This window comes from Streptomyces sp. BB1-1-1 (genome assembly GCF_031597775.1).
In the GTDB taxonomy this organism is placed as follows: domain Bacteria; phylum Actinomycetota; class Actinomycetes; order Streptomycetales; family Streptomycetaceae; genus Streptomyces; species Streptomyces thinghirensis.
The window spans coordinates 3438342-3450986 of sequence record NZ_CP134203.1 but is presented as its reverse complement, the minus strand read 5'-3'; the positions used below and the strand labels follow the sequence as shown (position 1 = coordinate 3450986).

Here is a 12645-nt window from a genome sequence, read left to right as displayed (position 1 = left end):
GCGTGCGGCGGCCGATGTCGGGCAGGCCGGTCAGAATCTGGGCATGGTGGGTACCAGGAACCGGGCTTCGCCCCCGACGGGTGCGGCCGACGCGACCGACAGCGGGAGGCAGCAGTGAGGACAGCGACCCTGGGGCCGGCGCAGCGCGCCGAGTCACTCGCGGCCATGGCCGAGCGCGAGCTGGACGTACTGGTGGTGGGCGCGGGCGTGGTCGGCGCGGGCACCGCCCTCGACGCCGTGACGCGCGGCCTGTCCACCGGCCTGGTCGAGGCCAGGGACTGGGCGTCGGGCACCTCCAGCAGGTCCAGCAAGCTGATCCACGGCGGCCTGCGCTATCTGGAGATGCTCGACTTCGCCCTCGTACGGGAGGCGCTGAAGGAGCGCGGGCTGCTGCTGGAGCGGCTCGCGCCGCACCTCGTGAAGCCGGTGCCGTTCCTGTACCCCTTGCAGCACAAGGGGTGGGAGCGGCTGTACGCCGGGTCGGGCGTCGCGCTCTACGACGCCATGTCGATGGCTCGCGGACACGGCCGGGGCCTGCCGATGCACCGGCACCTGAGCCGCGGTCACGCCCTGCGGGTGGCGCCCGCCTTGAAGAAGGACGCGCTGGTCGGCGCGCTCCAGTACTACGACGCCCAGATGGACGACGCCCGGTTCGTGACGACGCTGGTGCGCACGGCGGCGGCGTACGGCGCCCCGGTCGCCAACCGCGCGCGGGTCACCTCCTTCCTGCGCGAGGGCGAGCGCGTGGTCGGCGCGCGCGTGCAGGACGTCGAGGCGGGCGGCGAGTACGAGATCCACGCCAAGCAGGTCGTGAACGCGACCGGCGTGTGGACCGACGACACCCAGGCGATGGTGGGCGAGCGCGGCCAGTTCCACGTGCGCGCCTCCAAGGGCATCCACCTGGTCGTGCCGAAGGACCGCATCCACTCCAGCACCGGCCTGATCCTGCGCACCGAGAAGTCCGTGCTGTTCGTCATCCCCTGGGGCCGGCACTGGATCATCGGTACCACGGACACCGACTGGGACCTGGACAAGGCGCACCCGGCCGCGTCCAGCGCCGACATCGACTACCTGCTGGAGCACGTCAACTCCGTGCTGTCCGTGCCGCTCACCCGCGACGACGTCGAGGGCGTGTACGCCGGTCTGCGTCCGCTGCTGGCCGGTGAGTCGGACGCCACCAGCAAGCTGTCGCGCGAGCACACCGTCGCGCACCCGGTGCCCGGTCTCGTCGTCGTGGCGGGCGGCAAGTACACGACGTACCGGGTGATGGCCAAGGACGCCGTGGACGAGGCGGTGCACGGGCTCGACCTGCGGGTCGCCGACTGCGTCACCGAGGACACGCCGCTGCTCGGCGCCGAGGGCTACCGGGCGCTGTGGAACGCGCGGAAGCGGGTCGCCGCGCGCACCGGCCTGCACGTCGTACGCGTGGAACACCTGCTCAACCGGTACGGCGCCATGGCGGAGGAGGTCCTGGAGCTCATCGCCGCCGACCCCTCCCTCGGCGAACCGCTGCACGCCGCCGACGACTACCTGCGCGCCGAGGTCGTCTACGCCGCCTCACACGAAAGCGCGCGGCACCTGGACGACGTACTGACCCGGCGCACCCGCATCTCCATCGAGACCTTCGACCGGGGCACGCGCAGCGCCCGCGAGGCCGCCGAACTGATGGCGCCGGTGCTGGGCTGGGACAAGGACCAGGTCGAACGCGAGGTCCAGCACTACGAGAAGCGGGTCGAGGCCGAGCGGGAGTCGCAGCGCCAGCCGGACGACCTGACGGCGGACGCGGCCCGGCTGGGGGCGCCGGACATCGCGCCACGGTAGGGCAGGCGGCAGGGGCTGCCGGGTCGGGTGTGACGCAGGGTCACCCCGCCGTGCTCCCTGCCCGCTCGCCCGGTTGGCGCCAGGGGCACCCTGGGCGTCGGGCGCTTGTCGGGTGAGGGACAATGAAGGCTCTGTCAGGGCGGGTTGCATGAGGGGACGCATGTCGGAGGCGGAGCGGGCGGGGACATCCCGTACGGACAAGAGCGCACGTCTCCTCGCCGGGCGGTACCGGCTGGGAGACGTGCTCGGCCGCGGCGGCATGGGGACGGTGTGGCGGGCCGAGGACGAGACCCTCGGACGCACGGTCGCCGTCAAGGAGCTGCGGTTTCCCGGGAACATCGACGAGGAGGAGAAGCGGCGCCTGATCACGCGCACGCTGCGCGAGGCCAAGGCCATCGCGCGGATCCGCAACAACAGCGCCGTGACGGTCTACGACGTGGTCGAGGAGGACGACCGGCCGTGGATCGTGATGGAACTCGTCGAGGGCAAGTCGCTCGCCGAGGCCATCCGTGAGGACGGCCTGCTGGAGCCGAAGCGCGCGGCGGAGGTCGGCCTCGCCGTCCTCGACGTCCTGCGCTCCGCGCACCGCGAGGGCATCCTGCACCGCGACGTGAAGCCGTCCAACGTACTGATCGCCGAGGACGGCCGGGTCGTACTCACCGACTTCGGCATCGCCCAGGTCGAGGGCGACCCGTCCATCACCTCCACCGGCATGCTCGTCGGCGCCCCCTCCTACATCTCCCCGGAGCGGGCCCGCGGCCACAAGCCGGGACCGGCCGCCGACCTGTGGTCGCTGGGCGGACTGCTGTACGCGGCCGTGGAGGGCACCCCGCCCTACGACAAGGGCTCCGCGATCGCGACGCTGACCGCGGTGATGACGGAGAACCTGGAGGAGCCGAAGAACGCCGGCCCGCTGCGGGACGTCATCTTCGGACTGCTCAACAAGGACCCCGCCCAGCGGCTCGACGACGCGGGCGCCCGCGCGATGCTCAACAAGGTCATCCACGCCCCGGACCGGGCCGCCGAGACCGAACCGGCCGACGCCACCAAGGTGGTGCCGCTGCCGGCGCAGTCGGACGAGCGGACGCGCCGGGGCGGTTCGGCGGGCGCCGGGGGCAAGCGGGGCGAGGAGGCCGGGGAGCGGTTGCGCGGGGCGCTGCGTTCCGTGCGCAAGGCCGCCGTGGGGGCCGGTGCGGCCGGTGCCGCGGCCGCCTCCCGTACCAAGCAGGGCGGGTCCGGCCGGTCCGCCTCGGGCGGCGCGGGGGCCTCAGCCGCCCCGGGTACCGCCGCCTCGGGTTACGCCGGGACCGCTGCCGCCGCCGCGTCGCGTGGGCCGGGTGCCACCGCGCCGGCGACGGGATCGGGTGTCGGCGCTGGTGCCGGTGCCGGAGTGGGCTCGGGTCACGGTGGGTCGAACGCGCCTGCGGGCACCCGGAGTTCCGGCTGGCCCGTCGTACCGCCGCCGGACCTGCCGCCGCGACCCGTGCCCCGGGCGCCGCTCACCGACGTGGTGCCGCGCAGGACGCTGGTCATCATCGCGGTGATCGTGGCGCTCGCCGTGCTCGGCACCGTACTGGCCCTCACGCTCGGCGGCGACGACGAGAACGGCGCCAAGGGCGGCAGCGGTGACAAGGCCGTCGCCTCCGCCGGCCCGAGCGGCGACACCAAGCAGGACGAGGAGAGCGGGACCGGTACCGACGGCACCGCCTCGGACCCGGCGACGGGGGACGGGGCCACGGGCGGCGCCCCGGGCACCGGAGCGAGCGAGTCCGAAGACGCCGGGACCGGGTCGGACGATGCCGGGAAGCCGGACGACGACGAGGGCGCGGCCGCCACCCACCAGGGCGAGCAGGGTTACACACTTGGACTGCCCGAGGGCTGGAAGTACCGGTCCACGGGCTCCGCGGGGGACCGGTTCACCGGACCGAACGGGCAGAAGCTGCTCGTCGCCTGGACGTCCACGCCCAAGGGCGACCCGGTCGCCGACTGGAAGAACCAGGAGCGGAGCATGGTCCGCTCCCAGTACAAGAAGATCCGCATAGAGAAGGTGGGCTACCGGGGCTGGAACGCGGCCGACTGGGAGTTCACCTACACGGACGGCGGCACCAAGTACCGGACCGTGGACCGGGGGTTCGTCGTCAACGACCACCAGGGCTACGCGCTCATGTACACCGCCAAGGCCGCCGACTGGGACAGTGACCTGCGCCGGGACACCTGGCAGACCCTGACGAAGACCTTCGAGCCCAAGTCCTGAACCGGCGGCGCCCGGGTTTGAGCGGTCCGATATCTGGCATCCCCTCTTTGCGGGTTGCCTCCGGCACGTATCGTGAGTGCTTGCGGACCGTACGCAGCCGGAACGGCCCGCCGGGCGAACGGAATTGACCGACGGGCTGCCGGGGGTGTCGACGTGGACGACTATGCGGGACGGGTACTCGCCGACCGCTACCGCCTGCCCCTGCCGCCGTCCGACGAGTACGAACTCACCGAGACCCGGGCCTTCGACACCTACAGCGGTCAGGAAGTGCTGGTCCGGCAGGTGCCGTTGCCGGAGGTCGTCGAGGCGGAGGTGCTCGACGCGGACGGCCTGCCCGACGGTTTCACGGCCCGGGACGGCGCCGGGCGGCCCCCCGGCAGGCGCTCGTCGGCCGCGCCCGGCGGACAGCGGCGGCCCGCCGACCCGGTGGTACGCCGTGCCGTCGAGGCGGCGCAGGCCGCGGCCGCCGTCCCCGACCATCCGCGCCTGGACCAGGTCTTCGACGTGTTCGCCGAGGGCGGTTCGCTGTGGGTGGTCAGCGAGCTGGTGGCCGCCAGGCCGCTGGCCGCCCTGCTCGCCGAGCAGTCGCTGACGCCGTACCGGGCGGCCGAGGTGGCCTCCGACATCCTCCTGGCGCTGCGGGTGCTGCACACCTACGGCTGGGTGCACCGCAACATCACCGCGCGCACGGTGCTCGTCTGCGACGACGGGCGCGTGATGCTGACCGGCCTGGCGGTCGGGGCGGCGGAGGAGGCGCTGTGCGGATACGACCCGGTGCCCGCCCCCGAGGGCGAGGAGGGCCCCGGCTCCGCGGTCGCTCCTGACGGGACCTTCGGCCGGGGTGGTGGCACCGCCGCCCTCGGGCCTGGTGGGGTCGAGGGCGGGGCTGGGCGCTCCGGTCCCGGGGGTGCAGGGGTCATGGCCGCTGGTCCCGGGGGTGCCGGGGGCGGGGCCGTCGGTCCCGGTGGTGCCGGCTCAGGGTTCCCCGGTCCTGGTGGTGTCGGGGGCGGGGCCGTCGGTCCCGGCGGTGCCGGCTCAGGCTTCTCCGGCCCTGGTGGTGCCGGGGGTACGGCCGCTGGTCCCGGTGGTGTCGGCTCAGGGTTTCCCGGTCCTGGTGGTGCCGGTGGTACGGCCGCCGGTGCCGGTGGCGTCGGCCCAGGGCTCCCCGGTCCCGGTGGTGCCGGGTTCGGGGTCGTCGGTCCCGGGGGTGTGCAGAGTGGGATGCTCGGATCCGGCGGTGCCGATCCCGAGGCCGCCCGGCGGGCCGCCATCGAGGCACGGACCGCCGGCGGGCTGCCGGTCTCCGGGGCCCAGGGGCCGGGCGGGACCTCCGCCGGGCTCGCCCCCACGCCGCTCGACAGCGGCGGAGACGCCCGTGCCGCGCGCGCCGGAGCGATCGCCGCCTACCGTGCCGGTGCCCGGGCCGCGGCCCGCATCCAGGAGGGGCAGAACGGCCGCGCGGCCCTGCCCGGCGCCCGCCCCGCCCCCGACGACGACACCGGCCGGGCTCCCGGCACCCCGGGCACCGCCCCGCCCGGGCAGATCGCCGACCCCTACGGCGTACGCACGACCTCCTGGCACGGCGCCACGCCCCGCCCCACCGGCGACCCGTCCCCCACCGGCGCCCCGGCCCCCGCCCCCGAGGCCGGTCGGGCCCTGTCCGCCGCCCCGCACCAGGAGGCCACCGCCCCGCCCGCCGGGCACTGGGACGACCTGGTCTCCCGCACCCCCGCGCCGCGCGGTCCCGCCACCGCGCTCGCCGCCGAGCGGGCACGGCAGACGCGGATGGCCGTGGTCGGGCCGGTGACGGAACGCTGGGCGCCGGAACAGGCCGGTCCGGTGCACGAGAACTGGCAGCTGGCCGCGCCCATCGGCCCCGCCACCGACCTGTGGGCGCTCGGCGCCCTGCTCTACCGTGCCGTACAGGGACATGCGCCCTACCCGGAGGAGTCGACCGCCGAGCTGGTGCAGATCGTGTGCGCGGAGCCGCCGGCGTTCGCCGAGGAGTGCGGGCCGCTGCGGCCGGTCGTGGAGTCGCTGCTGCGTCAGGACCCCACCGAGCGCATCGACTTCGAGGAACTGCGCGGCTGGCTGCGTTCACTGGTGCGGTCGGCTCCCGAGCCGGAGGCCGGCCTGCACGTCATCTCGGCCCCGCCCGCCGAGACCAGCCGGCTGCCCATCGTGCGCCGCCGCGGCGAGCTGGTGCGCAGGCGGCGGGCGGGACTGCCCGCGCACCACGGACGGCACAAGCGGGGCAAGCAGGACACGGCCCGCTCCCCACGCAGCCTCGGCCGGACGCTGCTCCTGCTGATACTGCTCGCCCTGGCCGGCGCGATCGCCTACGCCATGTTCCTCATGCCGAAGAGCGATACGAAGGGCGACGGGGCCGCCGACCGGACGGGCGCCGTCGGCGAGGCGAGCCAGGCCCCGCCCGAACGGTCCCCGGACGCCGGCGACGAGCCCCGGCCGGAGCAGACGACACCGAAGGACGACCCCAGTGCCTCGGAGACGGGCACCGGCTCCACCGAGACGCAGACCAATGATCCCGACGTCGCCGACGGGTTCGCCCTCCGCAAGGACCCCGAAGGCTTCCACGTCGCCGTCGCCGAGGGCTGGAACCGCACGCCCCGCAACGGCAGCGGCCAGGTCGTCTACGCGAAGGGCGACTTCGAGCTCGTCGTCGTGCCGGGCCGGGACCGCGCGGCCGAGTTCGGCGACGACCCCATGGTCTACCAGCGCGACAGCGAGCCCGAACTGGAGCCGTACCGCGCCTCCAGCTGGGCCACCTCCAGCGGACTGAAGACCATCGAGGTCGGCGGACGGACCATGGCGGAGGGGCAGTTCACCTGGACCGCCGCCGGCGGCGGTGAGCTGTACGTGCGCAACGTCGCGATCCTGATCGACGGGCGCTACCACGTCGTGCAGGTCCGTGGCCCGGAGGCGGAACGGGACGAGGTGAGCCGGCTGTTCGAACAGGCGTCGGCGACTTATCAGTACACCCGCTGACGGCAGTTCGGCCCGATGGTTGCCTCCTGACACGGAAAGCGACAACCGTCACAGAGCGGTTTCCATGCCACCCCGCCCGTTCCCCGGACGGGAGCCGGTCCCTAGTCTGACCCTGACAAGACCATTGCGGGGCAACGTGAATCAGATGCAGGGCCGGCTCGTCGCGGGCCGATACCGGCTCGGGGACGCCATCGGCAGCGGCGGTATGGGCCGGGTGTGGCGCGCACACGACGAGGTGCTGCACCGGACCGTCGCCATCAAGGAGTTGACCGCCGCGCTCTACGTCTCGGAGAGCGACCAGGCGATACTGCTGGCGCGTACCCGGGGCGAGGCGCGCGCGGCGGCACGGATCAACCACTCGGCCGTCGTCACCGTCCACGACGTACTCGAACACGACGGCCGGCCCTGGATCGTGATGGAGCTGGTCGAGGGCCGCTCGCTGGCCGACGCGGTCAAGGACGAGGAACGGGTCGAGCCGCGGGAGGCGGCCCGGGTCGGCCTGTGGGTGCTGCGCGCCCTGCGTGCCGCGCACACCGCCGGTGTCCTGCACCGCGACGTCAAGCCCGGCAACGTACTGCTCGGCGACGACGGCCGGGTACTGCTCACCGACTTCGGCATCGCGCAGATCGAGGGCGACTCCACCATCACGCGGACCGGGGAGGTCGTCGGCTCCGTCGACTACCTGGCGCCGGAGCGCGTCCGCGGCCACGACCCCGGCCCCGCCTCCGACCTGTGGGCGCTCGGCGCGACGCTGTACACGGCGGTGGAGGGCAGGTCGCCGTTCCGCCGCACCTCACCGCTCTCCACCATGCAGGCGGTCGTCGAGGAGGAGGCCACCGAGCCCCGGTACGCCGGTCCGCTCGCGCCCGTCATCAGCGCCCTGCTGCGCAAGGACCCGGCCTCGCGGCCCGACGTGACCGAGACGGAACAGATGCTCGCGGAGGCCGCGGAGGGACGGCGGCCGAACGCGGCCCAGGCGTATGTGCCGACGCGGTACTCGGGCCCGCGGGGGCAGGGCGACACGGCCCGGCCCGGGACACCGGGGCCGGGGCCGACGGGCGGGACGGCCGCGACGCCGTACCAGCAGATGACCGGTTCGACGGCGGTCGGTCCGACGGCGGTCGGTCCGACGGCGGTCGGTCCCACGGCCGTCGGTCCCACAGCGATGGGTCACGCGGCGGCGGGTCCCGGGCCGATGGGTCCCACGGCGGCGGGGTACGCGCCGACCGGTCCCGCGGGCGTCGCTCCCGACCGGTCCCGGCGTCGCCGCCTGCGCACACTCGCCCTGGTCGTCGCCGTCGCCGCCCTCATCGGCGCGGGCACCGCCGTGGTGCTGCAACAACGGGACGGGAGCGGCTCGACGGCCGGACCGGACCCCACCCGGTCGCCGTCCCCCTCCGCCTCCGCCACGACCGGCAAGGGTCCCGGCGGGTCCGTCCCGGCCGGTTGGGTCCGCCGGGACGACCCGGTGGGTTTCAGCCTCTACCTGCCCGAGAACTGGCAGCGGAAGGTGTACGACGACGACGGCGAGCTGAAGCAGGTCGACTACACCCCCGACGGAGGCGAGCACTTCGTCCGCATCGCCGTCGACACCGCCCCCGACTACAACGACCCGTACGCCCATCAGCTCGACCTGGAGGTCCAGCTCCAGCGGCTGGTCGACTACCGGCGCGTCACCCTGGAGCGGACCACCTACCGCGACCACAAGAGCGCCCGGTGGGAGTACACCTGGACCGCGCTGGCCAAGGACACTTCCTTCCCCGGTCCGCGCCGCGCCGTCGAGGAGACGTACATGTCCCGTGACGGCGTCGAGTACGTCATCTACATGTCGGCGCCCGCCGAGGACTGGGAGACCGCGCGGCAGCAGTTCCGGACGGTGCTGCAGAGCTGGCAGGAGAAGACCGCCTGATCCGTGCCGTGTGATGGCCTGAAGTCGTCGCAACGACGCACGCGTGTCCGTCGGTTGTCGGCCACCCGGGTTACGGCGGCCCGGAGCCGGTCCGTCCGGTGGGGCATGATGGGCGCATGGTGACCGAGGGGGCGGGCGGGCGTGTCATCGCGGGCCGTTACCGACTCCATGAGCGGCTCGGCCGCGGCGGCATGGGCATCGTGTGGCGGGCGACCGACCAACTGCTCGCCCGTGAAGTGGCCGTGAAGGCGCTTCCCCTCGACGAGGCCCTCTCCTCGGCCGAGGCCCGGCGGCGCCGTGAGCGCACCCTGCGCGAGGCCCGCGCGGTCGCCCAGCTGAGGCACCCGCACGTCATCGTCGTGCACGACGTCGTCGAGGACGACGAACGTGCGTACATGGTCATGGAACTGGTCGAGGGCGGCTCGCTCGCCGACCGCGTCCTCGGCCACGGCCCGGTCGACGCCACCGAGGCCGCCCGGATCGGCGTCGCCCTGCTCGACGCCCTGCGCACCGCGCACGCGGCCGGGATCCTGCACCGGGACGTGAAGCCGTCCAACGTGCTGGTGGCCGAGGACGGCCGGGTCGTCCTCACCGACTTCGGCGTGGCCCAGGTCGCGGGCGCCACCACGCTCACCGAGACCGGCTCCTTCGTCGGCTCCCCCGAGTACACCGCCCCCGAGCGGATGTCCGGGGCCGGGACCGGACCGGAGTCCGACCTGTGGTCGCTTGGCGTGCTGCTGTGCGCGGTCCTCAGCGGCTCCTCGCCCTTCCACCGCGACTCGCTGGGCGGCGTCCTGCACGCCGTGGTCACCGACGAGATCCGCCCGCCCGCGCAGGCCGGGCCCATCCTTCCGGTCGTACAGGGCCTGCTGGAACGCGACCCGGAACGGCGGCTGGACGCCGCGGAGGCCGAGCGGATGCTGCGCGCCTTCCTGACCACGGGCCGGACTCCCGCGCCGCCCCGGACCGGTGAGCCCCGCAGTGTGACGCGGGGCGTGCTCATGGCGGTGGTGCTCGCGGTACGCCGACGGGTCCGGCGTCCGTGACGCCGTCTTCGCAACGCACCTAAACAGGAGATAAGCGGCAGGGTGCGTCACGGGTCTGTGACCGCGGAGCACGGGTGGTGGATACGGGTACGCCGGGCGCGATATGGATGGACCCATGAGCAGCAACGGGGGACCCAGCAACGGGTCGGACGAGCCGACGAGTTTTGGCCTGCGACCACCGAATCCGCCTGTCGCCGTGCCGCATCCCGGCAACCCGTACGCGGCACCCACCCAGGTCGTGCCGCCCCGGTCGCCGGCGCCGCGGCCCGGCCACGCGGAGCCGCCCGCGCAGGACGCGGGCGCCGGGCGGCTCATCGCCGGCCGCTACCGGCTGATCTCCAGGCTCGGGCACGGCGGCATGGGCACGGTGTGGCGGGCGAAGGACGAGACCGTGGACCGCGAGGTGGCCGTCAAGGAGCCCCGCGTACCCGACCACCTTCCCGAACGCGAACGGGACAACGCCTTCGAACGGATGCGCCGCGAGGCCCGCGCCGCGGCCCGCCTCGACCATCCGGCCGTGGTCGACGTGCACGACGTGGCGGTGGTGGACGACCAGCCGTGGATCGTGATGGAGCTGGTCCGGGGCCGCTCGCTGGGCGACGCCTTGCAGGAGGGCACGCTGGGTGCGCGCGAGGCTGCCCGGATCGGCCTGGAGGTGCTCGGCGCGCTGGAGGCCGCGCACGCGGCCGGCGTCCTGCACCGGGACGTGAAGCCGGACAACGTACTGCTCGGGCGGCACGACCGGGTCGTGCTCACCGACTTCGGCATCGCCCAGATCGAGGGCGAGACCAACCTGACCGACACCGGCGGCTTCGTCGGCTCGCCCGAGTACATCGCCCCGGAACGGGTGCTGGGCCAGCGCCCCGGCCCGGCGAGCGACCTGTGGTCGCTGGGCGTGGTGCTGTACGCGGCGACGGAGGGCGTCTCGCCGTTCCGCCGCAGCAACACCCCCGCCACGCTCCAGTCCGTGCTCAACGCCACGCCCGCGCCGCCCGCCTCCGCGCAGGGGCCGCTGGCCGAGGTCATCACGGGCCTGCTGGACAAGGACCCGGCGCGCCGCCCGGACGCCACCCGGGTCCGCGCCCTGCTGAGCGCCGCCGCGAACCCGCCGGAGCCGTCACCCACCCAGGTCGTGCACGTCGCCGGGGCGGACGGGCCGTCCCGGCCGGTGTCCAAGTGGAGCGTCCGGCTGGGCCGCAACGCGTGGATCACCCTCGGCGCGGCGGTCGTCGCGGCGGCGGTGGCGTCGTACCTGGTGATCGCGGAACCCTTCGCGGGGCCCCTGCCGGAGGGGTGGAAGAAGCACGACCTCGGTGCGCAGCCCGGCATGAGCGTCGGTGTGCCGGCGGAGTTCGTGAAGCTGAAGCACCCCGACAAATGGGACGGCACCACCGAGTCGTTCGCCGACCCGAGCGGCGCGATCACCGTCCACGTGGACCGTGACATCAAGGCCGACGACGAGAACGACGACCTCCCGGACACCGCGGGGGCCAACGCCTGGGCGGACTGGGAGATGCTCAAGGACGGCGAGTACTCGTGGAACTTCGCCGACAAGCCCGCTCCCAGGGGTGAACCGAGCGAGACTGAGTACAAGGGCAAGAAGGCCGCCGAGAACACCATCGCCTACACGACGGCCGACACGCAGAACCCCCGCGAGCGCGAGTACCACATCCTCTACTACCGGGCGGACAACGGCGACATCTACAAGGTCTCCGTCGACTACCCCCGCAAGGGATACTTCGCGGACGAGGGACGGGAGATCGCCCGGACCGTCGTCGCCAACTGGGAGGTTGACCAGCTCTGATGGAATCCCAGGGGCACCTGGTCGGCGAGCGGTACCGGCTGCTGAGGCGCGTCGCTTCCGGCGCCTCGGGAACCGTCTGGCGGGCCTTCGACGAACGCGCGGCACAGGACGTCGCCGTCAAGCAGCCGCGGCTGCCCGGTGACCCGGCGGACGAGACGTACCGCCGGGCCGCCCACCGCCTCTACCGCGAGGCACGTGCCGCCACCCGTGTCGACCACCCCGCGGCCGTCCGCATCCACGACGTGGTCGTGGAGGAGGCCCCACTCGACGGACTGCCCTGGATCGTCATGGAGTGGGTCCCGGGCGAGTCCCTGCACGAGGTGCTCCGGCGCGGTCCGGTGCCGGCGCCCGAAGCGGCCCGCATGGGGCTCGCGGTGCTCGGTGCGCTGCGGGCGGCGCACGCCGTCGGCATCGTGCACCGCGCGGTCAGGCCCGCCAAGGTGCTGCTCGGCCCGCACGGCCGCGTCGTGCTCACCGACTTCGGCACGGCCCGCGCACCGGGCGAGGACTCCCCGCGGGGCGCCGGTCCCGCGGCGGACCTGCGCTCGCTGGGCGCCCTCCTGCACACCGCCGTCGAGCACCGGTCGCCCTCCGGGCCGCTCGATCCGCTGATCGAAAGGCTGAGGGCCGAGGACGCCACCCGGCGACCGGATGCCGAGGAGGTCGCGCGGCACCTGGAGGCGGTGGCCGGCGCCGCCCGGTCCGCTCCGGACCGAAAAGAAGTGATCTGGTCCAGCCCCGCCGGGTAACCTCCTGATCAGCGCATTTGTTGCCAGCGATCACTGGCATTGTGTGAGTACTCGGT

At 74.0% G+C, this 12645-nt stretch carries 6 protein-coding genes and 1 pseudogene; all 7 read left to right on the top strand.

Annotated elements, in window-relative coordinates; translation table 11 throughout:
- The first annotated feature begins 114 nt into the window (after window positions 1–114).
- A complete protein-coding gene (locus RI578_RS15705; RefSeq protein ID WP_310871689.1) occupies window positions 115–1821 on the top strand; it encodes a glycerol-3-phosphate dehydrogenase/oxidase in 1707 nt (568 codons plus the stop codon).
- A gap of 160 nt (window positions 1822–1981) precedes the next feature.
- Window positions 1982–4075: a serine/threonine-protein kinase gene (locus RI578_RS15700; RefSeq protein ID WP_310875778.1), complete on the top strand. Its 2094-nt coding sequence runs from the start codon at window positions 1982–1984 to the stop codon at window positions 4073–4075.
- Window positions 4076–4228: 153 nt separating this feature from the next.
- Window positions 4229–7081, top strand: coding sequence for a protein kinase (locus RI578_RS15695; RefSeq protein ID WP_310871688.1), 2853 nt, complete (start codon window positions 4229–4231; stop codon window positions 7079–7081).
- Between the two features lie 145 nt (window positions 7082–7226).
- Window positions 7227–8990 (top strand): protein kinase domain-containing protein, encoded by a 1764-nt coding sequence (locus RI578_RS15690; protein WP_310871687.1) that lies wholly within the window; start codon window positions 7227–7229, stop codon window positions 8988–8990.
- A gap of 116 nt (window positions 8991–9106) precedes the next feature.
- Window positions 9107–10036 carry a serine/threonine-protein kinase gene (locus RI578_RS15685; RefSeq protein ID WP_310871686.1) on the top strand — a complete coding sequence of 310 codons (930 nt, stop codon included), beginning with the start codon at window positions 9107–9109 and terminating at the stop codon, window positions 10034–10036.
- Between the two features lie 115 nt (window positions 10037–10151).
- On the top strand, window positions 10152–11840 hold the full coding sequence (locus RI578_RS15680) for a serine/threonine-protein kinase (protein ID WP_310871685.1): 1689 nt from the start codon (window positions 10152–10154) through the stop codon (window positions 11838–11840).
- A pseudogene (locus tag RI578_RS15675) lies at window positions 11840–12532 on the top strand (serine/threonine-protein kinase); the annotation flags it as partial. The gene RI578_RS15680 and the pseudogene RI578_RS15675, both read left to right, overlap by 1 nt.
- Between the last annotated feature and the right edge of the window lie 113 nt (window positions 12533–12645).